This window comes from Myxococcus sp. NMCA1 (genome assembly GCF_026810205.1).
In the GTDB taxonomy this organism is placed as follows: Bacteria; Myxococcota; Myxococcia; order Myxococcales; family Myxococcaceae; genus Myxococcus; species Myxococcus xanthus_A.
Genome location: NZ_CP113950.1, coordinates 8,089,715 through 8,114,133, shown reverse-complemented (window position 1 = coordinate 8,114,133; position 24,419 = coordinate 8,089,715). Strand labels below are relative to the sequence as shown.

Here is a 24,419-nt window from a genome sequence, read left to right as displayed (position 1 = left end):
GAATGATTCGCATCGACAAGAGCATCCTGGTTACGGGCGCGAGCCGGGGACTGGGGCTGGCGCTGATGAATGGCTTCGCTCGCCGAGGTGCGCGGGTGGTGGGCGTGGCGCGCCATGCCGCGGAGATGGAGGCCGTCGCGGAGGCGCTGCGTTGGGAGGGGCTGGAGGCGCACGCGCTGGCCTACGACGTGGGGGACAAGGAGGCCATCTACCCGCTGGTGGGCGCGGCCACCGCGCTGGTGGGCCCGCTGGACGTGCTGGTCCACAACGCGAGCACGCTGGGGCCCACACCGCTGCCGCTGCTGCTGGACACCGCCTGCGAGGACTTGCAGCGCGTGCTGGAGGTCAACGTGGTGGGCCCCTTCCGCCTCACCAAGGCGGTGGCCGGGAACATGGCGGTGCGAGGCAAGGGGCTGGTCATGCACATCACCTCGGATGCGGCGGTGTCCGCTTATCCCCGCTGGGGCGCCTATGGCGTGTCCAAGGCTGCGCTGGAACACCTGGGGCGCGTCTGGGCCGCGGAGCTGGAGGGCACGGGCGTGCGCTTCGTCTCGGTGGACCCCGGGGAGATGGACACGCGGATGTATCGCGACGCGGTGCCGGATGGGGACTACTCGCGGTTGAGCCGCCCGGAGGCGGTGGCGGCCCGGCTCGTGGAGTGGGTGGCGTGGCGGTCGGAGTCGCTGCCCTCGGGAGTCCGCCTGGAGGCGGCGAAGCTGGAGGCCGCATGAAGCCCGCGCGCTGGCCCGTGGACCGCCCCGAGGAGGGACGCCTGCTGCATGTGGAGCCGCGCGCCCGCCGCTATCGCGACACCCGCGTGGCGGACCTCCCGTCGCTGCTGCGCGCAGGGGATCTGCTGGTGGTGAACGACGCCGCCACGCTGCCCGCGTCCCTGGTGGGGCGAACGGAGTCCGGAGAGCGAATCGAGCTGCGCCTGTTGTCACGCGAGCTGGACGGCACCTGGACAGGGGTTCTCTTCGGCGCGGGGGACTGGCGACGGCGCACGGAGGACCGGCCACCGCCGCCGGTGCTGGCCGCGGGCGCGGGGCTCGTGGTGGGAGGCCTGAAGGCGCGGGTGGTGGCGGTGCTGCCACCGTCTCCCCGGTTGCTGCGCGTGGCCTTCGACGTGACGGGGGCGGCGCTCTGGTCCAGGCTCTACCGGAGCGGGCGTCCGGTGCAGTACGCGTACATGGAGGCGCCGCTGTCGCTGTGGCATGTGCAGACGGCGTACGGCGCGCGGCCCTGGTCCGTGGAGGCGCCTTCCGCGGGACTGCCCCTCACCTGGAGCGTGCTGCTGACGCTGCGGAAGCAGGGCGTGCGGCTGGCCTCGCTCACCCACGCGGCGGGGCTGTCCTCCACGGGAGACGCGGCGCTGGACGCGGCGTTGCCTCGGCCCGAGCGTTCCGACATTCCCGCCGCCACGGTGGAGGCCGTCCTGCACACGCGGGCGTCGGGGGGGCGGGTCGTGGCGGTGGGCACCACCGTGGTGCGGGCCCTGGAGGGCCGCGCGGCGCAGCACGGAGGATGGCTGGTGGCGGGGGAGGAGGTGACGGACCTGCTATTGGGGCCCGGCTTCGTCCCGCGACTGGTGCACGGGCTGCTCACCGGCGTGCACGAGCCAGGGAGCAGCCACCATGCTTTGCTTCAGGCCTTCGCGCCGCTTCCGCTGCTCCAGGAGGTGGCCGCGCACGCGGAGGCGCGCGGCTACCTGGGGCACGAGTTCGGAGACTCGTGCCTGCTGCTGGACGCGTGAGCGGCGTGGGCCTCGGAGTTCTACTGGAGTTGCGTGGGCTCCAGCTCCACCTTCACCCAGCCGGGCTTGCGCACGTCGAAGTTGCGGTACGCATCAATGGCGCTGCTCATGGGTTCCACGTGGGACAGGATGGCCGTGGGGTCCACCACGCCGGTGCGCACCAGCTCCAGCAGCTTGGGGATGTACTTGCGGTGGTTGCAGTTGCCCATCTTCATCGTGAGGTTCTTGTTCATCGCCATCCCGATGGGGAACGTGCGCACCTGCGCCGGGTAGACGCCGATGATGGACAGGGTGCCGGCCTTGGCCAGTCCCTCCACGGCCCACATCAAGGCCTGCGCGGGCGCGTCACCGGGCACCCAGTTGTCGCCCTTGGGATTCGTCTTGGGGGCGGCTTCCTTCACCTCGCGCTTGAACTCGGCCTTCTCCTGGTGGGCCTTCTTCGCCGCGGGGCCATGGTGCGGGTGCACGGCGTCCACGCCCACCGCGTCGATGGCGCGGTCCACGCCAATGCCGTTGGTGAGGCGCTTGAGCGTCTCGAGCGGGTCTTCCTCCTCGAAGTTGATGACCTCGGCGCCCTGGGCCCGCGCCAGGTCCAGCCGGTCCTCGTGGCAGTCGATGGCGAAGACGCGGCCGGCGCCCAGCAGCTTCGCGCTCACGATGGCGAAGAGCCCCACGGGCCCGCAGCCGAACACCGCCACGGTGTCACCGGGTTTGATTTCCGCCAGCTCCGCGCCCATGTAGCCGGTGGGGAAGATGTCGGAGATGAGGATGGCCTGCTCGTCGCTGACGCCCTCGGGAATGCGCACCAGGCCCACGTTCGCGAAGGGCACCCGCACCTTCTCCGCCTGCATGCCGTGGAAGGGCCCCGTCTCCTGGGGACCGCCGAAGAAGGCCGTGCCCGCGCTGGGGCCGTTGGGGTTGGCGTCGTTGCACTGCGCGTGGTACCCGGCGCGGCAGTACGAGCAGTTGCCACAGGCGATGGTGGACGGGATGACCACCCGGTCGCCGATGTTGAGGTTGCGGACGTCATCGCCCAGCGCCTCGATGACGCCCACGCCTTCGTGGCCCAGGATGGTGCCCGGCTTCATGCCCGGCATCGTGCCGCGAATCATGTGGAGGTCCGTGCCGCAGATGGCGCTCGCCGTCAGGCGGACGATGGCATCCGTTGGCTTCTCGATTCGCGGCTCCTCCACGTCGTCGAGCCGGATGTCCCCAATCCCATGGAAAACGACAGCCTTCATTGCGTGCGCTCCTGCCCCCCTCGGGGCCCCAAGACGAAAAGGGCCTGCGCGGACGCAGACCCGCGTGACTTGGAGCCTGGGCATCGCCCCGGGTGAGGGCAAAGCGAACGCCGCCCCCTCTTCTGCCTGGCGGCCGGGGGAGCGGGGGCTAGCGGCTCGTGGAGGTGTGGTGGACGTGGAAGGTGAGTCGCTTGCCGAAGACGCGGCGGAAGTTCAGGACCTCCCGGTCCGCGTTCCACAGCTCCAGGTCCACGGGGTGCCTGGTGTGCAGGTGCAGCGCCACGCCATCGCGGCCGTTGGTGGCCTTGAAGTCCTTGATGGGCTGGTGGTGGCTGACGTCCAGCGAGTTGGCCACGCGCAGCAAGGTGGCCAGCTTGCGCACCGTCCGCGCCTCGACCGGGTTGAGACCCGCCATGCCGGCGTGGGCCAGCTCCGGCGGGCTGCGCCGGTGGTAGCGGGCGACGCGGGCCACCAGTTCGCGCTCGCGGTCGGCGAGGCCCGGCAGGTCGGCGTGGCGGATGAGGTAATACGTGTGCTTGTGGTGCCGCTCGTAACTGACGGCGTGGCCCACGTCGTGGAGGAGGGCGGCGACCTCCAGGTGGGGGCGCACCGACAGCGGCAGCTGGTGCAGGGCGGCCAGGTTGTCGAACAGGGTGAGTGACAGCCGGGCGACCTGGCGGGCGTGCTTCTCGTCGAAGTAGAAGCGCTTGCCCAGGGCGAGGGCGGCGTCCGCGAGGCTGTGGTCCTCGCGGTGCTCATCCTGCCGGTAGAGCAGGTCCACGAGGATGCCGTCGCGCAGGCCGCGGTTGACGACGCTGACGGACTCGACGCCCAGGTGCCTGGCGACGCCCTCCAGGATGACAGCGCCGGAGACGATGATGTCCGCGCGGCGCGGGTCGAAGCGCTTGCGGCGGCGCTCGGGAGGCATCTGCGCCAGGGTGTCCACCGTCTGCGTGAGCTGCCGGACGGTGGCGTTGCCGCTGTTCTCCGCGGCGGCGAAGGACACCACGGCGCTGATGGTGCCGGACGAGCCGAGCGCCACGCGGGGGACGTTGGGCACCGTGGGGGGGAGCGTCTTTTGCAGCACGTCCGAGACGAAGCTGCGCATGAGCCGCAGTTGCTTGGGCGGCACGGTGCGCGAGGCGTCGAAGACCTCGGTGAGGCGCACGGAGCCCAGGGCGAGGCTCCAGAGGTTGTCGGGCTTCTCGCCCATGGCGGTGGCGATTTCGGTACTGCCGCCGCCGATGTCGATGAGGAGCGAGCGCGTGTGGGACGGCTTGCGGTGGAGCACGCCCAGGCAGATGAGGCGAGCCTCTTCCTTGCCGCTGACGACCTCCAGGTTGAGGCCGGCCTCCTCGCGCACGCGGCGGACGATGTCGGCGCTGTTCTTGGCCTCGCGCATGGCGCTGGTGGCCACGGCGCGCACCTGGGCCTTGTGGCGGCGACAGAGGGCGGCGTAGCGACGCATGGTGGCCAGCAGGCGCTCGGCCGTCTCCTCCGGCATGGAGCCGGTGGCGAAGACGCCCTCTCCCGGACGGATGGCGTCGCGTTCCTGGTGCAGGGTTTCGAGCGCGCCGTCGGCGTCTGGCCGCGCCAGCTCCAGACGGACGGCGTTGGTGCCCACGTCAATGGCGGCGAGTACGGGCGGAGGGGGGCGAGAAGGCATGGGTGGTTCTCGCCGGAGTCTACGGGGCTCCAGCGGTAATCGCAGCGGGAACCTCACCGGCAGGCTGGCCCCTCGCTTCAGCCTGTGACAGACCCGTATCAGTCGCTCAGTCGAGGAAGCGGCGCTCCCAGTGGCGCGCAGCTTCGGGGTCGAGCCCCAGGATGGATTCGCCCTCCCCCCACAGCGTCCATGGTTCCAGGACGCGAGCCAGCTCCCGGTAGCTGGACAGTGGTTCGCCGTGCTCGCTATCGCCCGTTGCGGGCCAGTCACCCAGGGTAACGACGGCGCTTGTGCCCTTCTCCGCCTGTACGGTGGTGCTGGGCGCGTTGAGGCGCGAGCGGAGTTGGTCGGCTCCTCCCAGTTGGCTCAGCACGGGCGCTCCCAGAAAAGTCAGCCAGGAGGGGCCTCGAACGCGCGTGCCAATGCGAAGGGACGTCATGCTGAGCCTGAGGACATCCAGTCCCGGATATCGAACGCAGTCGCGACGCACTTGCCGGATGTTGGCCGCTACATCGAGTGAGCCGCTGAAGGCCAGTCCCGCGTTGCCTGAGGCAAAGGGGAGGGGGGCGGCAAGGGCCATCAGCAGCTCCCGGGTCTGCCGTGGGCCGTGCTGTTCCATGTACTCGGTGGAAAGCCAGAACGACACGGCGCTGACTTCACCGAGACCGCTCACGGAGGGTGCGTCGACGCGTTCACGTCCCAGATAGTCGAAGCGGAAGGCCGCCTCCGGGGATGCGCCGGAAAGATGGACGTTGGCCCATGGTTCCTCCTGCATCCCACGATGAACCTCTGCCCAGCCATGCGAGTCCAGGGGGTGCCACTCCCCATCGTCGCCCTCGTATGAGGTCAGGACGCGTGGGCCCACGGTCCGCTGGTAGACCTCCAGGGATTGCAGCACCGCGGTTGCCACGGAGGAATGGGCATAGGGGAGGTAGAAACTCGCACTGAGTCCTGCGGACACGCCCGGCGTATCGTCTCGGCCGTGAATTCGAAGCCTTGGAGGGTGTGCGTTCATGGCAGGGTTCCCATGCGAGGTGTGACTTGGAGGGGAGCCTGCTTCGGCTTCAGTGCCCGTTGGTACATGGCATCTTGTTGCTGCCCCTCGTGGGGATGTCCTTTGGGGTATCGAGGCCAGTTTGAGGGGCGGGTGGGCGTGACACAGGGGAACTTGAAGTCGTAGATGGCCAGGACCTGCATCTCCGACCCCGTATGGATGACGACGTCCGGGACAAGCGTTCCCTTCAATTCACTGCCCCGCCCATGCCTCAACAGTGCGCGCACGTCCTCTTCCCGCATGGGTTCCCATCTGCCTGAGTCCGGGTTGTAGCGATATCGTGGTTCGAGGCGAAAGCCTCCTGGACGGAGTTCGCTCAGCCATTTGTGCGCGCACGGGAGTGCGACTTTGTGCATCTCGGTGCCTAGCTGCATCGCGAGCGTGATGGGGCGCCCCTGCGCGTCTACCGTGACCTCCGAGCGGCATTCTTCTGGAGTCGGGTTCCTTCCGTTGAACAACGCGATGAGCACGGTCGAACGTGCGTCGTCGGCGCAGGCTTCCAGCGCCTCCTCGATGGCATCCCGCTCCTCCGCCTTCATCAGTCGCAGCGCCGCGTCACCCGCGGTGCCAATGGAGGCCGCCACGCGCATGGCCCGGGTGCCAGGGAGGACGGCCTCCTCGCCCGCCATTCGCGCGCATACCGCTGGATTCTGCCGGCACGCGCTGGTCGCGGAATCGAAGCCGTAGCGCTCCGGGCGCGCCGCGCAACCGGCGACCAGTCCACTGACCACCAGCGCCATCCACTGATGTCGCGGCATGTCCCCTCCCGTGCATGGCCATGGGGGCCGCGCACACACGGGGGGCACGCTACCGCTTGCGCCGCCGGCCCATGAAGCTGGCGAAGCGCTCCGCGAAGCGGGCGACGGCCAGCCCCACGATGTCCAGGAGCCACTGCTGGAGCCCGGAGCGAGCGCAGTCCTCCAGGTACACCCGCCGCGAGCCGAGCAGGTGCTTGTCGAGCCACCGCTGTGCCTGCGCCGCCACGCCGGGCTCCTCCACCTCCACCAGCGTCTCCAGGTTCACCAGCGACAGCGGATCCAGGTTGAAGCTGCCCACCAGCAGCTTCCTGCCATCCACCAGCGCCGCTTTCGCGTGCAGCGTGGAGTCGGTCCACTCGTGGATGCTCACCCCGGCGCGAAGGAAGTCGCGGTACAGCCGCATGGTCGCCGCGCGCGCGAACACCACGTCACTGCGCCCCGCCAGCATCAGCCGCACCGTCACGCCCCGCCGCGAAGCGCGCTTGAGCGCCCGCATGAAGCCCTTGTCCGGCAGGAAGTACGCATGCGCCAGCACCACCTCGTGCTGCGCGCCGTCAATCGCCTGGAGGTACCGCTTGCGCAACTGGTGTCCTCCCGCGACGCCGGACAGGAACAACTTCACCGCGCCCGACTCCAGCGCGGAGGCGCCCGCGTGCAGCGTGGCCCCCAGCTGCCGGCAGATGTCCCCTCGCAGCTCCAGCGCCAGGTCGGCCCAGCCGGGCACGTCCCCTTTCGCCACGTACGCGTCCCCGATGTTGATGCCCCCCAGGAACGCCACCGCGTCATCGACGAGGAGAATCTTCCGATGGTTGCGCCAGGAGCGGCCGGTGCACAGCGAGGTGAGCGGGTTGTACACGCGCACCTTCGCCCCCGCGGCCTCCAGCGTCTGCGTGAGGTGCCGGCTGGCGCCAATGCTGCCCCATCCGTCCACCACCACCTTCACCGCGACGCCCCGGTGCGCCGCCGCCACCAGCGCTTCGAGGAACCGCGCGCCAATGCCATCCCGCTCGAAGGTGTAGACCTCCAGGTGCACCCGCACCTGCGCGGAGGCAATGGCCTCCAGCATCCGTGGGTACGCCTCCGTCCCGCCGTCGAGCAGGGTGATGCGCTCCTCACGGACCTCGTTGAGGGGAATGCGGAGGCCAGGAGCGGTCAACGGCGGCAGTGAGGCTTCGGCACCCATGAGCGCCTTCCACCCTACCGCTCCCAACGTCTCGACGGGACAGCCTCACCGTGACATGGGGCCGTCCCGCCACGAGCCGTCATCGCCCGTCGTGTTTGCGCGCGCCCTTGCCCTTGCCCTTGTGCTTGCACTCGGTGCCGTCCCAGTACTGGCTCGGGTGGCAGTGCTTGCTGTTCCGCTTGGACTTCTTCGACTTGGGCGGACGCGAGTCGTGGTGGTGATGGTGGAAGCAGCCACTGAAGGTGAAGAGCGCGAGGACGGGGAGGAGGAGACGGGCTTTCATCGTGCGGGGCCAGGACATGAATGTTCGGACCCGGCCCGGCGGTGCGCGGCCACATCCCCCCATCGACGCTGTGCGCCTGCTTCGATAGCCTGCGCGCCGTGCCCCCTGCTGCGAAGCCCGTTCGTCATCGGAAGATTGGTGCCTACCGCGTACTCGGAGAGCTGGGACGTGGTGGCATGGCCTTGGTGTACCGAGGCCTGCACGAGATGCTTCAGCGCGAAGTCGCCATCAAGGAGCTGCTCCCGGATGGCCAACGCGACAGGGAGACGTTGTCGCGTTTCCGGCGCGAGGCGCTCGCGCTCGCGGCCTTCCGCCACCAGAACATCGTGACGCTCTACGACATGGTGGAGAAGGCCGAGAGCCTCTTCATGGTGATGGAGCTGGTGGACGGCCCCACCCTCCACACGCTCATCAAGGAAGGCCCGCTGCCAGCGGACGTCACCGGCGTCATCGCCGCGCGCATCGCCAGCGCGCTGGACCACGCGCACTTCCGCCACATCATCCACCGCGACCTCAAGCCCGCCAACGTCATGCTCACCAAGTCCGGTGAGGTGAAGCTGATGGACTTCGGCATCGCCAAGGACGTGGGCATGGAGGCGCTCACCCAGCAGGGCATGGCGGTGGGAACGCCGTCGTACATGTCCCCGGAGCAGGTGACGGGCGTTCCGGTGGATGGACGCACCGACATCTTCTCGCTCGGCGTGCTGCTCTACGAAGCCCTCTCCGGCGCGCGGCCCTTCCACGGCAAGACGGCGGGCGAGGTCTTCGCGAAGATTCGCGACGGCAAATACACGCCGCTCTCCAAGGTGGCGCCCAACGTCCCCGCGCCGCTGGTGCGCATCATCCAGCGCGCCATGGAGGTGAAGCCGGAGGACCGCTTCCCAGACGCCGCCGCCATGCGCCGCGAGCTGGACGTCTTCCTCGCGCAGGAGGTGCAGGTGTCTCATGCGGCGCTGCTGGTGGCCTTCCTGCGCCACCGTCAGAAGCTGACGGAGACGGAGGCCCAGCAGCTCATGCGGCCGCACGAACTGGACGCCGCGGTGGAGGGGTTCGACACGGGGCGCTCCCGCCAGGGCGGGAAGCTGAAGTGGGCCCTGGCCGCCGCCATCGCGTTGATGACGGCGGCTGGCACGGGGCTCTACTTCACCCAGGCCCAGTGGGCGCCGCTGGTGGAGCAGCTCACCCGCTGAGGCTCGGCGGGTGGTGGCTCAGGCCTGCTGCTTGGACTTGTCGTGCGTGACGGTGACGATGGTTCCGATACCGCCACGCACGAAGAAGTCGCCCACCACGGTGAGCTTGCGCGGCTGGATGGCCTTGATGATGTCGTCCGCGATGGTGTTGGTGACCTTCTCGTGGAAGGCCCCCTCATTGCGGTACGCCCACATGTAGAGCTTGAGGCTCTTGAGCTCGATGCAGCTCTGGTCCGGCACGTAGGAGATCTTGAAACGTGCGAAGTCGGGCTGACCGGTGAGCGGGCAGAGACAGGTGAACTCCGGGACGTCGAACACGATTTCGTAGTCGCGATCGGCGGCGGGGTTGGGGAAGGTCTGCAGTTCCTTGGACGGCTGCGAGGGCATGGCGCTGTCGTCTACCACACCAACGCCGCGTGTCATCCCTCCCTTCGATGTCCGCCTGCCAACGCGCCTGGCGCCCAGCAGGGGGGAATCCTGGGGGTCCCCCGGTTGCCACGTGGGCGCGGGCTCATAATCAAGGGGAGCCTCTTCCCCCGCCCGAGCACATGCCGCTTCCCTCCGACGTCGAAGATGCATTCTCGTGCCTGCCGCTGGCGCTGGTTCGCGTCGGTCCGGACCTGCGCGTGCAGTGGTGCGAGGAAGGATTCGCCCACAAGACGGGCGTGGCGCTGCACGCCGGTGGCGACCTGCGGGACGCCCTGGAGCGCACCCGGAGCCTGGACGCCCTGGAGCGCGCCATCCGGGACGGCGAGCCCCACACCGGCCACGTCATCACCCGCGCCCTGCGTCAGGTCCGTGTGCAGGTGAAGCCCGCCTCGGCGGGCGAGGCAGCGGGTGTCTGGCTGGTCGTGGAGCCCTCGGGCGTGGACGACGAGGGGGCCTTCTCCCAGGCGGTGCAGGAGATTGCCCGTGCCGTGGGTGAGACGCTGGAGGTGGACAGCGTCTGCGCCGCCGCCGTGGTGGCCCTGGTCCGCTGCGCGCACGTGCGCCGCGCCGAAGTCTTCCTCTGCGAAGAGGAGGGCGGGAGCCTGCGCCGGGTGGCGGTGTCGGACCTGGCTGGCTCGGAGTCCCCCGAGGCGACCTTCGACTCCCAGTCGGACCCGTTCCGACAGGCGCTGGCGCTGCGTCAGGCGCAGCTGGGCATCCAGCGGGGCTATGGGGATTCCCTGGGCTCCATCTTCGCCGCGGTGCCGCTGTGCGCGCCGCGCCGGACGGTGGGACTGCTGCTGCTCTACAAGGAACAGGGCACGTCCTTCTCCGTGAGGGAGTTGGACCTGTGGAGCGCCGCGGCGAACCAGCTGGCGGTGGCGGTGGAGAACGCGCGCTTGCTGCGCGAGGCCAAGGCTGCGCTCCAGGTGCGCGAGGAGTTCATCTCCATCGCCAGCCACGAGCTGAAGACGCCGCTCACGCCGTTGAAGCTGGGCCTCTTCACCATGGAGCGGCGCCTGTCGTCGGGCCAGCCGGTGGAGCTGGCCACGGTGCTCAAGTCCAAGCGGCAGGTGGACCGGCTGGTGGGGCTGGTGGAGGACCTGCTGGACGCGTCGCGCCTGGACGCGGGGAGGCTGGCACTGGGCCTGGCGCCGCTGGAGGTGGGGCAACTGGTGGCGGAGGTGGTGGACCACTTCCGCGCGGCCTTCGAGCGGCCCTTCGCCGTGGAGGTGCCCCGTGAGCGCGTCTGGGTGCGCGGGGACAGGGACCGGCTGGAGCAGGTGCTGGTGAACCTGCTGGAGAACGCGCACAAGTACAGCGCGTCGGAAGAGCCCATCGTCGTGACGGTGGAGCGCTCCCAGGGCGAGGCGCGCATCCACGTCCAGGACCACGGCATCGGCATTCCGGGCGCGGACCAGTCGCAGGTGTTCCAGCGCTTCTATCGGGCGCGCAACGTGTCGCACCGCAACTTCGGCGGATTGGGGCTGGGCCTCTTCATCAGCCACTCCATCGCCCGGCTTCACGGCGGCGCGCTGTCGATGCGCAGCGCGGAAGGGAAGGGCAGTACCTTCTCGCTGAGCCTGCCTCGCATGGCGGCGCACGACGTGAGGCGGCTGCCCCACCGGCTGTTGCTGCTGGACGAGGACCAGACCCAGGAGGCCGCGGCGGAGCAGGTGCTGCTCTCCGAGGGCTTCGAGGTGCTGACGGCGCGCGACGGGGCCGAGGCGCTGCGGAGGGCCACGCACCTGCCGGTGGACCTCATCGTCCTGTCCACCAGCGCCACGCAGGGGCAGACAGGCGTCTTCCTGGAGACCTTCGCCACGCTGCCGCGCGCGCGGCCGGTGCCCATCCTGCTGGCCGGAGACGAGCGGCCCTGGTGGGCCCATGAGGGCACGTCGCTGTGTACGCGCCCCTATCGGCCCGAGGATTTGGTGACCCGGGTGCGCAACGCGCTCTCCGTGGAGCGGCGGTCCTCGGCCGAGGCGCCGCTGGACCTGCTCAGCTCCCGGACGTGAGTACGCGGAAGTCCACCGGGACGATTCCCGCCCGGGCCAGGACTTCCCGCGCCTGGGGGTGGAGGAAGGTCTCCAGCTCGACCTCTCGCTGGGCCGAGTAGCCGCTCTTCAGCGTCTCCGGCCGGTAGCCCGGGTGGCACATCAGCTCGATGACGCCGTCCTGGGGCAGGGCGGAGAGCTCCGACGCGAAGCGCTCCAACGTCCAGTACGCCTCCGCGCCCGCGTCACCCACGAAGTGCGCGTTGGTGGCGACGCCCTGGGCCCGCAGCGTGCGCCGCATCTCCGCGTTGATGGAGCGCACCGGGACGCCCACGCTTCGCGCCGCCCGGGCCAGACCCTCCAATACCCCCGCGTGCAGGTGCAGGTGCTTGTGCACGTCCGCGTGGGTGGCCGGCTGGCCCAGCATGCCCGCGAGCCGAGCGAGCTGGGCGAAGGACTCCGCCTCCACCACGTCCGCCGGCAGGCTGCCCGCGCGCGCCTCCACGAAGCCGCCGTCCTCACCGAGCAGCTCGCGCGGGAAGCCGCTCCACACGGGCGTGCCCCGGGCGAGGTTGAGGTGCAGGCCGATGGAGAGGCCCCGGGCCTCGCGCGCGGCGGCCTCGGAGAAGGGCGTGTTCACCATGAAGGTGGCCGACGAGACGACGCCCTCGCGCATGGACCGGAGGATGCCGCGCGTGACGGCCGGGTCGTAGCCCAGGTCGTCGGCGTTGATGATGAGGGCGCGTGAATGCATGGTGGGGCTCTCCTCGCGGTGGGCTCAGGGCCGGGGACGTGTCTGGAAGAACTTCCACGCTTCCCGCGTGGCGTCCAGGTGGGGCGTGCCGCCGTGGTTGAAGTCCGTGAAGCCGGGCCAGGTGTGCTGGCCGCCCTGCACCGTGCACAGGGACGCGGTGGCGGACTCCGGGCTGCATCCGGTGGCGGCGGTGCAGGTGCTGTCGCCCTGCTGGTACGTCTCCACGGTGGGGCCCGTACAGCCGTTGCGCTCGGCCCAGCGGCGCACGGACTCTTCGGCGGACGGGTAGGTGCCGCCGAAGGGGCCCAGGTTGCTGCCTCCCTGGTAGCGGATGACCGGGTCGGCGGTGCCGTGCATGTGCAGCACCGGCACGGGGCGTGACGGGTTGCAGGGCGTGGCGCCCTCCATGCCCGCCACGGGGGCGATGGCGGCGAAGCGGCTCGCGCGCTGGCAGGCCAGTTGGTACGAGAAGAAGCCGCCGTTGGAGAAGCCCGTGGCGAAGGTCCGGCGCGTGTCCACGCACACGCGCGTGTCCAGGTCCGAAAGCAACGTGTCCACGAAGCCCACGTCATCGACCTTGGCCGTCCAGGCGGGGCCACAGCACGCGCCCGCGTTCCACCCCCGGTAGGTGCCGTCAGTCCCCTGGTGATTGATTTCGGAGGCGCCGAGGCCCCGGGGATACACGGCGAGGAAGCCCTCCGTGTCGGCCAGCGTGGACAGGCGCATCAGCCCCTCCATCTCCACCTCGTTGGAGCCGAGTCCGTGGAAGGCCACCACGGCGGCGGTGGGCCGGGTGGCGTCGTAGCCCGGGGGGACGTGGACGCGGTAGTGACGGGTGCGCCCGTCGTGCTCCACCGTCCAGTCGTAGGTGCCAGGCCCCACCGTGAGGCCGGTGCAGGCCGTGCGCTCCGGCACCGTGGGCTCCTCGCCGGTGGGCGGCGGGACGATGCCGGCATCCTCCGTGGGCCGGCGGGAGGTGTCCGAGGACGAGCACGCCGTGACACCGGCGAGCAGGACCCCGAGGACGAGGCGGGTTCTGCGAAAGCGCATGGCCTCGAAGTTAATGGGCCGGGGCCGTGACGCACGAAGTGTTGGCGTCATTTCACCGCGACGCACTCCGCGGCCAGCGCCTCCGCGCGCGTCGGGAAGCGCTCGGACAACACGCGCTTCACCTCGGTGACACCCGCTGTGTTGCCGGTGTGGGCGTGGAGCTGGCAGCGGGAGGCCAGCGCTCGTGGGTCCTCGGGAGAGAGCCGGTCCGCTTCGACGTAGGCACGCTCGGCGCCCGCGGTGTCGCCTTGCCGGAAGAGCACGGCCCCCAGGTAGTAGTGCGCCACGGCGAGCTTGGGCGCCTTCCGAATCGCGCGCTTGAGCAGGGTGGCGGCCTCGTCCACGCGCTGCTGTCGGAAGCGCACGAAGCCCAGCTCGGCGAGGCTCGCGGCGTCATCGTGGGCGCGTGTCCACGCGGAGAGCACGCTGGCGGCTTCATCCAGCCGGCCACTCTGCGAGAGCAGCAGGCCGTAGCGTGGCGTCACCTCCGAGGAGCCGGGCTTCCGGGCATGGACCGTGGCCAGCGCGGCCAGCGCGCCCGGGATGTCCCCCTGACGCTCGCGCAACTCGGCCAGCGCCAGCGGCGGACGGAGGTCCTTGGGGGCCAGCGCGGTGGCCTCCTCGAGGGCGCGCTCGGCCCGCTTGCCCAGTCGCAGCTCCGTGGCGGCGCGCGCGGCGATGAGGTGCGCCTCGATGTCCTTGGGAAATCGCGCCACGAAGCCATCCGCCAGGGTCAGGGCCTGCGCGTGCGCGCCGGCTTCCAGCAGCAGCGCGCCCGCCCGGCTCAGCTCCTCCGCGCTCGCCCGGTCATCGGACGCCAGTCCCTCCAGGGCTGCCGCCTTCGCATCCGCCGTGGTGGCGGACTCCGCCCGGGTCAGGCGCTCGGCGGGGGGCGCTGCGGGACGTGTGAGGAACCACGTCGCACCCGCGCCCACCGCGCCCAGTGCGAGCACTCCCGCGAGGAGTGGGACCAGGCGCGAGCGTCGCCTGCTCGGGGTGTGCTCGGCTCCTGGCGTCGGTGGGAGCGTGCCCGCGGGTGCCTTCCGCGTGGCGCCCGCCACCGTCGACGCGTCGGGATTCGTGGTCCGCGAGACCTGGGGCCACGCGGTGGGCGCGTCGACCACACCCAGGATGGGCCGGGTGTGGGGCGCCGGCGTACTTCCGTGGGACGGGTCCGCGAGCCGCGCGCGCCGCAGGGCCAGTCGCTTGGGGTCGCGGTCCGGAGGGAAGAGCGAATCCACGTAGGCGGCCAACTGCTCGGGCGTGGCCATCTCCGCGGCGCCACCAATCGACTCGATGGCGGCGATGAAGGCTTCCAGGCTGTCGAAGCGCGCGGCCGGCTCGCGGGCCAGCGCGGTGAGGCACACCAGCTCCAGCGCGGTGGGCACGGACGGGTCGAAGGCGGTGGGCGGCTTGGGGCGTCCCTCCGCGATGCGGCCCAGCACCTCGTCGGCGGACAGGCCGGTGAAGGGCCGGCGGCCACAGAGCTGCTCGTAGAGCATGACGCCCGCGGCGAACAGGTCGGCGCGGTGGTCTACCGGCTTGCCGGCAATCATCTCCGGCGACATGTAGAAGAACTTGCCCTTGAGGATGCCGGGCTCCGTGCCCGAGCCCAGCGCGTCCGCCTTGGCGATGCCGAAGTCGATGACCTTCACCGCGCCATTCACACCCACGTGGATATTGTCGGGCGTGAAGTCGCGGTGGACGATGCGCAGCGGCCGGCCCGCTTCATCCACGGCGCGGTGCGCCGCGTCCAGGCCCCGGCAGGCCTCCACCAGCACGCGCAGGGTGATGCCCAGCGGCACGCGGTGTCCGTGCTCGGCGGCCTCCTGGCGCAGCTCGGCGAACGAACGTCCCTCCAGCAGCTCCATGGCGATGAAGGGCTCGGTGCCCTCCATGCCCAGCTCGATGATGGTGACGACGTTGGGGTGCCGCACCTGCGCGGTGATGCGGGCCTCGTTGAGGAACATCTGCACCACGCGCCGGTCCGAGGCGAGGTGCGGCATCAAGCGCTTCACCGCGACCGAGGGCCCACGGCTGCCGTCGTCCTCGACGCGGCGGCCCAGGTACACCTCCGCCATGCCGCCTGTCGCGATTCGCGCGGACAGTCGGTAGCGACCCACCTGATAGGGGTTCTGCTCCGGCTCCAAAGTGCGCGCAGTCTACGTGTAGGCGCCCTCCGCGCACAGTGTTGTGGCCATTACGGCGGGTGGGGGTCCTCTACCTGCCCACTCGCGCGAGGGAGCGGGAATGTTAACGTCCCGCCTGTCTCGTGGGCCTGGCGGGAGGTGGCCCAGACACACGCACGCGCTGCGGCCGGAGGGATGGTTGGGCACAGTCCTCAAGGGTGGTTACGTCGTCGAACTGGAGCCGGCGCTGGTCGAGCGCGTGGACCTGCGCATCGAAGGAGAGCGAATCGTCGCCCGCGGGCCGGACCTGACGCCGGGCCCGGATGACGAAGTCGTGGCGCTGTCGGGCAAGCTCGTCTTCCCGGGGCTGGTGAGCGCGCACCACCGCCTGTACGCGGTGCTGGGCCGTGGCATGCCACGCCCGCCGCTGGAGACCTACCAGGACATCCTCGAGCAGGTGGCCTGGCCGTATGAGAACGCGCTCGACCTGGACGCCGTGCAGGTGGCGGGCTGTGCCGGAGGGCTGGAGGCGCTTCAGTGCGGCACCACCACCGTGTGCGATTTGCACTCGTCGCCCAAGGCGATTTCGGGCTCGCTGGTGCGGCTGGCGCGCGGGCTCCATGAGGTGGGCGTGCGCGGCGTGCTCGCCTACGCGGTGTCCGACCGCCAGGGGGCGCTCGGCCGCGAAGAAGGGCTGGAGGAAACGGTCAGCTTCGCGAAGAAGGCGAAGGGGCGCTTCCGGGGGCAGGTGGGCGCGGCGCCGTGCTTCACGATCGGGCCGGATGCGCTGTCGGGCCTGGCGGAGGCGCTGAAGGCGCTGGGCGATGGCGGCCTGCACCTGCCGTTGGCGGAGGACCCGCTCGACGAGCGCCTGTCCAACGAGAACTACGGTGCCTCGCCGGTGTCGCGGTTGCTGGAGGCGGGCCTACTGTCGCCCAAGAGCCAGCTGGCGCACGTGGGCCACCTGGACTGGGCGGACCTGGCGCAGGTGATTGCCACCGGTGCGTGGCTGGTGCACACGCCGCGCGCCAACCAGGGGCTGGAGGTGGGCTACGCGCCGGCGCTGAAGTTCGGGGCCCGGGCCACGCTGGGCGCGGATGGCGTGTCGGCGGACCTGTTCGCGGAGGCGCAGGCGGCGTACCTGCGCTCACGTGAGGCGGGGCAGCCCATCGATGTGCTGCGCTACCTGGCCAACGGGCACCGCATGGCGTCGCAGATTTTCGACGCGTCGGTGGGGCCCATGCGCGAGGGCTCGCTCGCGGACCTGCTCATCCTGGACTACCTGCCGGCCACGCCGCTGACGGCGGAGAACCTGGCCTGGCACGTGGTGTTCGGTCTGGGCAGCCGGCACGTGGAGGCGGTGATGGTGGATGGCGTGTGGCGCATGTGGGCCCGTCGGCCGCTGTCGGTGAGTCCCTCCGTGGTGGCGGAGCAGGCGCGCGAGGCCGCGTCGGCGGTGTGGGCGCGGATGGCGGAGGCGGCGAAGAAGTAGCCCTCCGCTGTCTTGTCCATGGGCGGGATGTCCTGTCTAGTCCCGCCCATGCTCGTGCCATTGCTCGTTGCGGGATTCTTCAGCGGTGCCATTCCCCAGGCCGGAGAGACGGCGCCGGACTTCACGGCGAAGGACTCTGCGGGGAACGTCTATACGTTGTCGGAGATGGTGAAGAAGGGCCCCGTCATCCTGGCCTTCTTCCCCAAGGCCTTCACGGGAGGCTGCACCCGCGAGCTCAAGGCGTACCGGGACCGTTACGCGGACGTGGAGAAGGCGCAGGGGCAGGTGCTGGCCATCAGCATGGATGACGCGGAGACGCTCACGCGCTTCAAGGCCGAGCTGAAGGCGCCGTTCCCGTTCATCCCCGACCCGGAAGGCAAGGTCGTCTCCGCCTATGACGTGAAGATGCCGCTGCTGTCGGCGCCGAAGCGGTACACGTTCGTCGTGGGTGAGGGCCTGAAGATTCTCAAGGTCGAGTCCGGCAGCGACGCCATCAACCCGCACGGAGCGATTGTCGCGTGCCCGCTGCGCAAACCGGCCGGCGCGGACGCGAAGGCGCCGGATTCGGGAACGAAGTAGCCGCGCGAGGCACGTGGCTACCGTCCCTGCGCGGGTGCCACGCGCTGCCGGCTGTCGAAGACCTGCGCGGGTGAGCCATCGATGAAGGTGTCCTCGAAGGCGCCCCCCGTGTACTCGTCGATGACGCTGCGCCAGAAGGTGATGGCGGGGCGGTTGCGCGGCAGCTGGGACAGCTCCCAGATGCCGGGGAAGAGGTCGAACACGGCCCTGGCCGCGAGCCGGCCCAGGCCGCTGCGCCGCTCGTTTCGGAGGATGAAGAACTCGCTCATCCGGAAGTCGCGTCCAGGCGTCATGTAGGGGAAGGGGGACTGCCCCACGAAGGCGAAGCCCACGACGCGGCCCTCCCAGCGCAGCAGCAGGGGATGGACCTCGGGGGCGGGAACCAGCCACGTGGGCAGGAAGTCCGGCCGCCAGCGCCCCTGCTCGTCCATGGCGTAGTCGACGCCGAACTCGCTCAGGTCGTGGAGGTAGAGCGGGTAGAGGTTTCGAAGCAGCGTGTGCTCGGACGGAGTCGCTCGGAGAATCTCCATGGAGGGCCTCTCGTGTTCCCAGCATGACCCTTTGAGCGTCCGTCGGCCAGGGTGTCGCGGAGGGTATCTGCTGGGCCTGGCGGACGGACGAGGAGGGGCCCGGGCGGGTCCTCGTCTCTCCATCCATCGGATGTCATGCAGGGAGGGCGCGCGGTGGGGCAATCCTCCCACGGAGGCGCTCGGCCTACGTTGCCCTCCACGAGTCCGGGGTTCGGCGGGGGGGACCATGAACAGTCAGCGGATGCGCATGGCGAGTGGAATGGAAGGCCAGGAGACCCATGCCCCACCCCGCGAGGGCAGGCATGCGCACGGCAATGACGTCACGTCGAGCCGGACGGTGCGGCGGGTGCTGATGACGGCCGACGCCGTGGGCGACGTCTGGACGTACGCGCTGGAGCTGACCCGGGCGCTAGCGCCGCACGGGGTGGAGGTGACGCTGGCGACCATGGGGGCGCCGCTCACCAGCGCGCAGTGGGCGGAGGCGCGAGGCATCCCCAACCTCTCCGTGGAGGAAGGGCGCTTCCGGTTGGAGTGGATGGAGGACCCGTGGGACGACGTGCTCTCGGCGGGCGACTGGTTGCTCGCGCTGGAGCGCCGGGTGCGTCCGGACGTGGTGCACCTCAATGGCTACGTGCACGGGGCGCTGCCGTGGCTGCACCGGCCCCTGGTGGTGGGGCACGCATGCAGGCTGTCCTGGTGGCGGGCGGTGAAGGGCGAGGACGCGCCCGCGTGCCATGCGCGCTATCGCGAGGCCGTCACCGCGGGCCTGGGCGCCGCGGGCCGGGTGGTGACGCCGAGCCGGGACCTGCTTGATTCCCTCCAGATGCACTACGGCCCGCTGACCGCCGCGGAGGTCATCCCCCATGCCCGGCGCGCGGACCGGGTGCCGCCCCGCTCGGAGCGGGAGCCCTTCATCCTCAGCGTGGGCAGTCCGTGGGACGCCGCGAAGAATGTCGCCGTGCTGGACGCCGCCGCGCCCCGCCTGGGTTGGCCGGTGCGGCTCGCGGGAGACGCGCGCCATCCCTCCGAGCGGAAGGCGGAGCCGCGCCACCTTCAGTGGATGGGGCACCTGGAGCCGCATGTCCTGGCGGAGTGGATGTCGCGCGCATCCATCTATGTGCTACCGGCCCGGTACGCGCCCTTTGGCCTCACCGCGCTGGAGGCGGCCCTGTCCGGCTGCGCGCTGGTGCTGGGCGACATCCCGGCGCTGCGCGAGGTGTGGGGAGATGGGGCCGCGTGCTTCGTGCCTCCGGACGACGTGGACGCCCTGGTGGAGGCGCTGGAGCGGCTGCGCGAGGACACCGGGCTGCGCACCCGGTTGGCCCTGCGCGCGCGGGCCTGGGCGCTGACGTACACGCCCCGGCGGATGGCCAGCCGCTATCTCTCCGCCTACGCCAGCCTCATCGGCACGCGGGATGCGCTGTCTCCAGCGGGCACCCCCACGCAATGAGCGGGTGGGGCGTCAACTCGCCTCGGTGGGGCTGACAGGGTAGTCGCCCGACGCGTGGGCCTGGGCATGCTGCGCGAAGAGGAACCTGCGCACCGCGGCGCGGGTGAGCAGCCCGCAGGTGGGGCTGCCCGCCGGGACGCTGACGGGCAGGGCGTCCACGTCCTCGTGGTCCATGACGTGGAGGGCATGGGACAGGTTCGCGTCGGGGGAGAGCGCGGGCAGCTTGCGCGCCAGGTCACTGGCCACCAGCAGCGGGTACACGGATTCGTCGCGCCACACCTCGCGCAGTTGCTCCACCTGCACGGTGCCGTAGATGCGGCCCACGGTGTCCAGGACGGGCAGGGTGCCCGCCTCGGAGGTGAGCAGCAGGTCCGTCAGCGCCCGCAGCGGCGTGCCCGCGGGCACGGGTGTCAGGTGGGCCATCAGCGAGCGGACGGGGGTGGCCTCCAGCAGGTCCGCGTCGCTCTGGACCTTCGGCGTCTTCCGCTCGGTGAGGTAGTGGCAGAGCGCCGAGGCGATGGTGCACGTCACCATCAGCGGCAGGATGATGTCGTGATTCCCGCTCAGCTCGTACAGCATCATCATGCCCGTGAGCGGGCCGCGGGTGAGCGCCGCCACCGCGCCGCCCATGCCCACCAGGGCATACGCGCCACTGGGGCCTGTGCTCTCCGGGAAGAAGTAGTGCACCAGGGTGCCGAAGGCGCCGCCCGCCATGGCGCCAATGAGCGCCGCCGGGAAGAACGTCCCGCCCGAGCCGCCCGAGCCGATGGTGATGGCCGTGGCCACCAGCTTCAGCAGACACGCGGTGATGAGGAACAGGAAGGGCAGCCGTCCCAGCGCGGCCAGGTTGATGTAGTCGTGCCCGCTGCCCCAGACGGTGGGGCTGGCGAAGGCCAGGATGCCGGCGCACAGACCGCCCAGTCCCGCGCGCAGCGGCAGCGGCTTGCTGCCCAGCCACGGGGACAGCCGGTCCTTCCCATGGCCATGGAAGTAGTGCTCCACGCCGTGCAGCAACTGCACGAAGGTGAAGGCGAGCAGCCCACAGGTGATGCCCAGGCCCGCGTAGGCCAGCACCTCGCCGCCGCTGACCAGCTCGTAGGGAACGTGCCGGAGCATGGCGGACTCACCCATGACGCCCTGGCTCACCAGGGTGCCGGCCACGCTGGCCAGGATGATGGGGGAGAAGACGCGCAGCTCGAACTCGCGAAGGATGATTTCCATCGCGAACACGGCGCCGGCGATGGGGGCGTTGAAGGACGCGGAGATGCCCGCGCCCGCGCCGCACGCCAGGAGGATGGACAGCTCCTTGCGGCTGAAGCCCAGCACCCGGCCCACGGTGGAGGCGAACGCCGCGCCCCCGTAGACGATGGGCCCCTCACGGCCCGCCGAGCCGCCGCTGCCAATGGTGATGGCGGACGCCACCAGCTTCAGCAGCCCCCGGTCCGCCGGCAGGGCATTGGCGCCACTCTTCACCGCCCGCACCACCTCGGGGACGCCGTGGCCATGCGTCTCGGGCCTGTCCCGCAGCAGCCGGCCCACCACCACGCCGCCCAGCGTGGGCGCCAGCAGCATCAGCCACCAGGGCAGGTGGGGCAGCGCCTCGGGCAGGTTGTGGCTGTGTCCGAACACGCTGTTGAGCGCGGACAGCGCCACCAGCGGGTAGTAGAGCGACAGCCCGCCCAGCGTCAGCAGGGCCAGCAGGCGCAGCCGGCGCTTCACCTCGTCACGGGGCCCGCCCGGCTCGATGATGCGCGCCAGCAGCAGCGCGCCGGATGCCAGGGGCACGCCGATGAAGGCGTACTCCGGATGCCAGCGGGCCGCGGCGAACGCCTCCATGAGCGACTGGAACTGGCCCTGGCGAAGCGTGTGCTTCAGCGAGGCCGCCCCGAAGGTGAGCCCGCTCACCAGGCCAATGAGGTTGGAGAAGATGCCGGCCGCCAGCCCGCTGTACAGGCCGACCACCGCGCCCGCCACCGGTAGGACTGAGGGGCCCGGCAGCCGCAGGCGGTTGGACGCTCTCAGCGCGGCGTGGACGAAGCGGCCCATCACCGCGCGCAGCTGCGTCCAGATTGCGCGCTGGGCCGCCGCGCTTGATGCGGGTACATCCCCTGCGGTCATTGCAGGTCCCACTAACAGTGGGTCAGGCGCCACTCAAGGTTCGTGACGCGGACGTGTGCAGGGCGGCCAGCCGTCGGGTCGCGCCCATGGCAGGCGCGTCGCGGTTTCGATTCAGCTTCGAACGGCTACCGCCGCTTGAGCATGGCGGAGGATGGCGGCGCGGAGGTGGGCAGGTGGTCCGCGGCGGCCGTCAGGGCCTCACGCACCTTGTCGCCCGCGGCCTTCGCCGCGTCACTGGCGGCCCGCGCCGCATCGCCCGCGGCCTTCGTGGCCACGAACTGGGCCCGCGCGCCTGAAGCACCCCAGAAGCGGGTGGGGGCCGCCAGCGCCGCGCGCTCCTCGTCGGTGTACTTCTGGAACGCGTACTTCGTGGCCTCGGAGGGAAGCCGCAGCCCCTCCACCACCTTGAACCAGGAGAGCACCTTCAGGGAGTAGTAGCTGAGGTCCACCTCCCACCAGAACCAGCCCTGGTTGGCGGTGTTCTGATGGAAGTGGTGGTTGTTGTGCCACCCCTCGCCCAGGGTGACGAGCGCCAGCAGCCAGTTGTTCCGGCTGGTGTCCGTCGTCTTGTAGCGGCGCTTGCCGAAGATGTGGCTGAGCGAGTTGATGGTGAAGGTGCCGTGCCACAGCAGGGTGGTGCTGACGAAGAAGCCCCACACCAGCATGGAGAAGCCGCCGATGAAGTAGAGGGCCACGGCCAGCAGGACGGGCGGCACCAGGTGGAAGCGGTTGAGCCACACCAGCTCCGGGAAGCGGGCGAAGTCCTTGATGCCCTCCATGCGGGTGTCGTTGTACTTGTCGGAGAGAATCCACCCTGCGTGGCTCCACCAGAAGCCCTTCTGCAGGGGCGAGTGGATGTCCTCCGCCTGGTCTGAATAGCGGTGGTGGTGGCGGTGGTGCGCCGCCCACCACAGCACGCCCTTCTGCGCGGACATGCTGCCCACGAAGGCGAGGATGAACTGGAAGACACGTCCCGTCTTGAAGGCCCGGTGGGAGAAGTACCGGTGGAAGCCCGCGGTGATGCCCCACATGCGCACGACGTAGAGGCCGACGCACACGGCCACGTCCACCGGCTTCGCCCCGACGGCGAAGACGAACAGGCACATCAGGTGGACTGCGAAGAAGGGGACGGAGGAGAGCCAGTTGAGGCGCTCATCCGCCGCGGGCAGGGCTGGAGACGGTGTCTGCAAGGGAGCCTCGTGCGCTGGGTGGGCCGAGCTGGAACGTGCTCAGCCTCACCCCGCATCAACACCCCCGCCTGTCATCCCTCTGTCAGGAGGCGGCCGATTGCCGCAGCTCCGTCAACCACTCCTCGAATGCGGGGTACCCATGGAGCGGAGCCAGGTCCTCGTCCGAGGCGGCATAGGCCCCATCGGTGAAGCCCAGCTCCGTGGCGCGGCGCAGCAACCGCATCGCGTCAGGCACGTTGCGCGCGCGGGCATGGGCGCAGGCCGCGTCATAGGCCAGCGTGGCGCTGGGCGCGTGCTTCAGCGCCGCCTCGCCCACGGCCGCGGCTTCCGAGTACGCGCCCCGGATGAAGAGCACCCGCTCCGCGCAGGAGAACGCCGCCTCCGGGTCCAGGCCCGGAAGCTTCAGGGCCTCCGACTCACGGCCCATGCGGATGAGCGTGCCGGCGTACTCGTGCATCACGGTCCGGTCCGACGAGGCCTGCCAGGCCTGCTTCCACCACTCCACCGCGCGGGCGTCATCGCCCACCAGGGAGAAGGACGCCGCCACCGCGTGTGGCTCCACGGGCAGGCCCTGTACCTGCGAGAAGTGGTCCAGCGCCTGGCGGCCCTGGCCCTCCTTCAGGGCGAGCCAGCCCAGCAGGTGGTGGGCATGGCTGGCCACCCTTGGCGTCAGGCCCTCGTTGGCCTCCAGCACGGACGCGCCCAGCCGCCGCGCCTCGTCCATGCGGCCCGCGTCGAGCGCGGCCCGGGCCTCGCGCAGCTTCTCCGCCAGCGGCCCTTCCAGTGGGACGCTCTGCGCCTGTCCGTTGCGCAGCGCCTCCGCCACCACGCGGAAGGACTGCATGCCGTACATGGCGAAGATGAGGGTGAGCAGGAGCCAACCCGACCGCAGGCCGTACACCACGGCACCCACGCACACCAGCAGCGCCAGCCCCTGCGCCAGCACGAAGCCGCGCCGCGGACCGAACATCCGCGTGGCCAGGGTGGTGGTGATGCGCCCCCCATCCAGCGGGAGCACGGGCAGCATGTTCAGGAACGCCCAGAAGAAGTTGGCGATCATGAAGGTGAGCAGGAAGAAGTCGAGCGCGGGCGAGCGGCCCTCGAACAGGACGTAGCCCAGCCCGCTCGTCACCCCCAGCATCAGCCCGAAGAAGGGGCCGGCCGCGGTGATGAGTAAGTCCCGCTTCCACGGCAGGGGACCTGGCGCGTCGGTGGGGAGCGTGTGGCCACCCATCCAGACGAGCGCGATGCTTGGCCGGTAGCCGAACAGGCGACTGGCCAGCGCATGCCCCATCTCATGGATGAGCACGGACACGAAGACGATGAGCATCCACGACAGGATGTAGACCACCATCGCGCTGGCGTGGCCCAGGGTGGGGGCTCCATCCACCTGGCGGAACGGCCAGCCGTTCTGGGCCGCGGGGACGGAGCTCCAGGCCAGCATGCCGGACACCAGCAGGTGGCTGGGGTGGACTTCGACGGGAATGCTCCCGAGACGAAAGCGGAACATGGGGACGGACCTTAACCGTTAGGACCTCCGAGCGCAGGCACTTGCTCACCGTCTCCGCCATGT

21 protein-coding genes are annotated in these 24,419 nt (G+C 70.5%); 7 read left to right on the top strand and 14 right to left on the bottom strand.

What is annotated here, in order from left to right; all coding sequences use genetic code 11:
- Positions 1–2 precede the first annotated feature (2 nt).
- Both OZ403_RS33480 and OZ403_RS33475 read left to right on the top strand, forming a co-directional pair.
- Positions 3–731 (top strand): SDR family NAD(P)-dependent oxidoreductase, encoded by a 729-nt coding sequence (locus tag OZ403_RS33480; protein WP_140799969.1) that lies wholly within the window; start codon positions 3–5, stop codon positions 729–731.
- Complete coding sequence (locus tag OZ403_RS33475; protein ID WP_174258955.1) at positions 728–1,753, top strand: S-adenosylmethionine:tRNA ribosyltransferase-isomerase; 1,026 nt, start codon at positions 728–730, stop codon at positions 1,751–1,753. The genes OZ403_RS33480 and OZ403_RS33475 overlap by 4 nt, the downstream gene beginning before the upstream one ends.
- 20 nt (positions 1,754–1,773) lie before the next feature.
- On the opposite strand, the gene OZ403_RS33470 is transcribed toward OZ403_RS33475, so the two are convergent.
- From OZ403_RS33470 to OZ403_RS33445, 6 genes are all read right to left on the bottom strand, one after another.
- Positions 1,774–2,994 (bottom strand): zinc-dependent alcohol dehydrogenase, encoded by a 1,221-nt coding sequence (locus OZ403_RS33470; protein ID WP_140795278.1) that lies wholly within the window; start codon positions 2,992–2,994, stop codon positions 1,774–1,776.
- A 148-nt stretch (positions 2,995–3,142) separates the two neighbouring features.
- The gene (locus tag OZ403_RS33465) at positions 3,143–4,660 is read right to left on the bottom strand and encodes a Ppx/GppA phosphatase family protein (RefSeq protein ID WP_140795277.1); all 1,518 of its coding nucleotides are present in this window, start codon (positions 4,658–4,660) and stop codon (positions 3,143–3,145) included.
- A 106-nt stretch (positions 4,661–4,766) separates the two neighbouring features.
- On the bottom strand, positions 4,767–5,675 hold the full coding sequence (locus tag OZ403_RS33460) for a type VI immunity family protein (protein ID WP_328285479.1): 909 nt from the start codon (positions 5,673–5,675) through the stop codon (positions 4,767–4,769).
- Complete coding sequence (locus OZ403_RS33455) at positions 5,672–6,472, bottom strand: hypothetical protein (RefSeq protein ID WP_268782663.1); 801 nt, start codon at positions 6,470–6,472, stop codon at positions 5,672–5,674. The genes OZ403_RS33460 and OZ403_RS33455 overlap by 4 nt, the downstream gene beginning before the upstream one ends.
- Before the next feature lie 49 nt (positions 6,473–6,521).
- Positions 6,522–7,655, bottom strand: a complete 1,134-nt coding sequence (locus OZ403_RS33450; RefSeq protein ID WP_268782662.1) for a phospholipase D-like domain-containing protein — start codon at positions 7,653–7,655, stop codon at positions 6,522–6,524.
- Positions 7,656–7,734: 79 nt separating this feature from the next.
- On the bottom strand, positions 7,735–7,938 hold the full coding sequence (locus OZ403_RS33445) for a hypothetical protein (protein ID WP_237077674.1): 204 nt from the start codon (positions 7,936–7,938) through the stop codon (positions 7,735–7,737).
- A gap of 176 nt (positions 7,939–8,114) precedes the next feature.
- On the opposite strand from OZ403_RS33445, the gene OZ403_RS33440 reads away from it, so the two are divergent.
- Complete coding sequence (locus OZ403_RS33440; RefSeq protein WP_237078476.1) at positions 8,115–9,128, top strand: serine/threonine-protein kinase; 1,014 nt, start codon at positions 8,115–8,117, stop codon at positions 9,126–9,128.
- Positions 9,129–9,146: 18 nt separating this feature from the next.
- On the opposite strand, the gene queF is transcribed toward OZ403_RS33440, so the two are convergent.
- The gene (gene queF, locus OZ403_RS33435) at positions 9,147–9,515 is read right to left on the bottom strand and encodes a preQ(1) synthase (protein WP_090488789.1); all 369 of its coding nucleotides are present in this window, start codon (positions 9,513–9,515) and stop codon (positions 9,147–9,149) included.
- 161 nt (positions 9,516–9,676) lie between these two features.
- Between queF and OZ403_RS33430 the strand changes: the two genes are divergently transcribed.
- Positions 9,677–11,575 (top strand): ATP-binding protein, encoded by a 1,899-nt coding sequence (locus OZ403_RS33430; protein WP_140795273.1) that lies wholly within the window; start codon positions 9,677–9,679, stop codon positions 11,573–11,575.
- Here the strand turns inward: OZ403_RS33430 and OZ403_RS33425 are convergent.
- Genes OZ403_RS33425 through OZ403_RS33415 form a run of 3 tightly spaced genes read right to left on the bottom strand, consistent with a single transcriptional unit; the run spans position 11,559 to position 15,508 of the window.
- Complete coding sequence (locus tag OZ403_RS33425) at positions 11,559–12,308, bottom strand: carbohydrate deacetylase (protein WP_268782661.1); 750 nt, start codon at positions 12,306–12,308, stop codon at positions 11,559–11,561. The two genes, OZ403_RS33430 and OZ403_RS33425, sit on opposite strands and share 17 nt — an antisense overlap.
- 24 nt (positions 12,309–12,332) lie before the next feature.
- The gene (locus tag OZ403_RS33420; protein WP_140857170.1) at positions 12,333–13,358 is read right to left on the bottom strand and encodes an extracellular catalytic domain type 1 short-chain-length polyhydroxyalkanoate depolymerase; all 1,026 of its coding nucleotides are present in this window, start codon (positions 13,356–13,358) and stop codon (positions 12,333–12,335) included.
- 47 nt (positions 13,359–13,405) lie between these two features.
- Positions 13,406–15,508, bottom strand: a complete 2,103-nt coding sequence (locus OZ403_RS33415; RefSeq protein WP_140795270.1) for a serine/threonine-protein kinase — start codon at positions 15,506–15,508, stop codon at positions 13,406–13,408.
- A gap of 178 nt (positions 15,509–15,686) precedes the next feature.
- Here OZ403_RS33415 and OZ403_RS33410 point away from each other — a divergent pair, with 178 nt between their 5' ends.
- Both OZ403_RS33410 and OZ403_RS33405 read left to right on the top strand, forming a co-directional pair.
- Positions 15,687–16,979: an amidohydrolase family protein gene (locus tag OZ403_RS33410; RefSeq protein WP_268782660.1), complete on the top strand. Its 1,293-nt coding sequence runs from the start codon at positions 15,687–15,689 to the stop codon at positions 16,977–16,979.
- Positions 16,980–17,027: 48 nt separating this feature from the next.
- Positions 17,028–17,558 carry a peroxiredoxin gene (locus OZ403_RS33405; RefSeq protein ID WP_140796692.1) on the top strand — a complete coding sequence of 177 codons (531 nt, stop codon included), beginning with the start codon at positions 17,028–17,030 and terminating at the stop codon, positions 17,556–17,558.
- A 17-nt stretch (positions 17,559–17,575) separates the two neighbouring features.
- Here OZ403_RS33405 and OZ403_RS33400 read toward each other — a convergent pair whose 3' ends face one another.
- Positions 17,576–18,088, bottom strand: coding sequence for a GNAT family N-acetyltransferase (locus OZ403_RS33400; protein ID WP_140795268.1), 513 nt, complete (start codon positions 18,086–18,088; stop codon positions 17,576–17,578).
- Between the two features lie 241 nt (positions 18,089–18,329).
- On the opposite strand from OZ403_RS33400, the gene OZ403_RS33395 reads away from it, so the two are divergent.
- Positions 18,330–19,538, top strand: a complete 1,209-nt coding sequence (locus tag OZ403_RS33395; RefSeq protein WP_268784922.1) for a glycosyltransferase family 4 protein — start codon at positions 18,330–18,332, stop codon at positions 19,536–19,538.
- A 12-nt stretch (positions 19,539–19,550) separates the two neighbouring features.
- On the opposite strand, the gene OZ403_RS33390 is transcribed toward OZ403_RS33395, so the two are convergent.
- From OZ403_RS33390 to OZ403_RS33380, 3 genes are all read right to left on the bottom strand, one after another.
- Positions 19,551–21,584: a chloride channel protein gene (locus OZ403_RS33390; protein ID WP_140800816.1), complete on the bottom strand. Its 2,034-nt coding sequence runs from the start codon at positions 21,582–21,584 to the stop codon at positions 19,551–19,553.
- A gap of 197 nt (positions 21,585–21,781) precedes the next feature.
- Positions 21,782–22,846 carry an acyl-CoA desaturase gene (locus tag OZ403_RS33385; protein WP_140795267.1) on the bottom strand — a complete coding sequence of 355 codons (1,065 nt, stop codon included), beginning with the start codon at positions 22,844–22,846 and terminating at the stop codon, positions 21,782–21,784.
- A gap of 82 nt (positions 22,847–22,928) precedes the next feature.
- Complete coding sequence (locus OZ403_RS33380; RefSeq protein ID WP_140795266.1) at positions 22,929–24,356, bottom strand: M50 family metallopeptidase; 1,428 nt, start codon at positions 24,354–24,356, stop codon at positions 22,929–22,931.
- Between the last annotated feature and the right edge of the window lie 63 nt (positions 24,357–24,419).

What these genes read in the sequence shown, in the direction of transcription:
- OZ403_RS33455 (WP_268782663.1), bottom strand. Translation starts at nt 6,472, where the DNA reads ATGCCGCGACATCAGTGGATGGCGCTGGTGGTCAGTGGACTGGTCGCC.
- OZ403_RS33440 (WP_237078476.1), top strand. Translation starts at nt 8,115, where the DNA reads ATGGCCTTGGTGTACCGAGGCCTGCACGAGATGCTTCAGCGCGAAGTC.
- OZ403_RS33405 (WP_140796692.1), top strand. Translation starts at nt 17,028, where the DNA reads ATGCTCGTGCCATTGCTCGTTGCGGGATTCTTCAGCGGTGCCATTCCC.
- OZ403_RS33430 (WP_140795273.1), top strand. Translation starts at nt 9,677, where the DNA reads ATGCCGCTTCCCTCCGACGTCGAAGATGCATTCTCGTGCCTGCCGCTG.
- OZ403_RS33390 (WP_140800816.1), bottom strand. Translation starts at nt 21,584, where the DNA reads ATGGGCCGCTTCGTCCACGCCGCGCTGAGAGCGTCCAACCGCCTGCGG.
- OZ403_RS33445 (WP_237077674.1), bottom strand. Translation starts at nt 7,938, where the DNA reads ATGAAAGCCCGTCTCCTCCTCCCCGTCCTCGCGCTCTTCACCTTCAGT.
- OZ403_RS33380 (WP_140795266.1), bottom strand. Translation starts at nt 24,356, where the DNA reads ATGTTCCGCTTTCGTCTCGGGAGCATTCCCGTCGAAGTCCACCCCAGC.
- OZ403_RS33480 (WP_140799969.1), top strand. Translation starts at nt 3, where the DNA reads ATGATTCGCATCGACAAGAGCATCCTGGTTACGGGCGCGAGCCGGGGA.
- OZ403_RS33400 (WP_140795268.1), bottom strand. Translation starts at nt 18,088, where the DNA reads ATGGAGATTCTCCGAGCGACTCCGTCCGAGCACACGCTGCTTCGAAAC.
- OZ403_RS33450 (WP_268782662.1), bottom strand. Translation starts at nt 7,655, where the DNA reads ATGGGTGCCGAAGCCTCACTGCCGCCGTTGACCGCTCCTGGCCTCCGC.
- OZ403_RS33395 (WP_268784922.1), top strand. Translation starts at nt 18,330, where the DNA reads ATGCGCATGGCGAGTGGAATGGAAGGCCAGGAGACCCATGCCCCACCC.
- OZ403_RS33470 (WP_140795278.1), bottom strand. Translation starts at nt 2,994, where the DNA reads ATGAAGGCTGTCGTTTTCCATGGGATTGGGGACATCCGGCTCGACGAC.
- OZ403_RS33425 (WP_268782661.1), bottom strand. Translation starts at nt 12,308, where the DNA reads ATGCATTCACGCGCCCTCATCATCAACGCCGACGACCTGGGCTACGAC.
- OZ403_RS33460 (WP_328285479.1), bottom strand. Translation starts at nt 5,675, where the DNA reads ATGAACGCACACCCTCCAAGGCTTCGAATTCACGGCCGAGACGATACG.
- OZ403_RS33420 (WP_140857170.1), bottom strand. Translation starts at nt 13,358, where the DNA reads ATGCGCTTTCGCAGAACCCGCCTCGTCCTCGGGGTCCTGCTCGCCGGT.
- OZ403_RS33475 (WP_174258955.1), top strand. Translation starts at nt 728, where the DNA reads ATGAAGCCCGCGCGCTGGCCCGTGGACCGCCCCGAGGAGGGACGCCTG.
- OZ403_RS33465 (WP_140795277.1), bottom strand. Translation starts at nt 4,660, where the DNA reads ATGCCTTCTCGCCCCCCTCCGCCCGTACTCGCCGCCATTGACGTGGGC.
- queF (WP_090488789.1), bottom strand. Translation starts at nt 9,515, where the DNA reads ATGCCCTCGCAGCCGTCCAAGGAACTGCAGACCTTCCCCAACCCCGCC.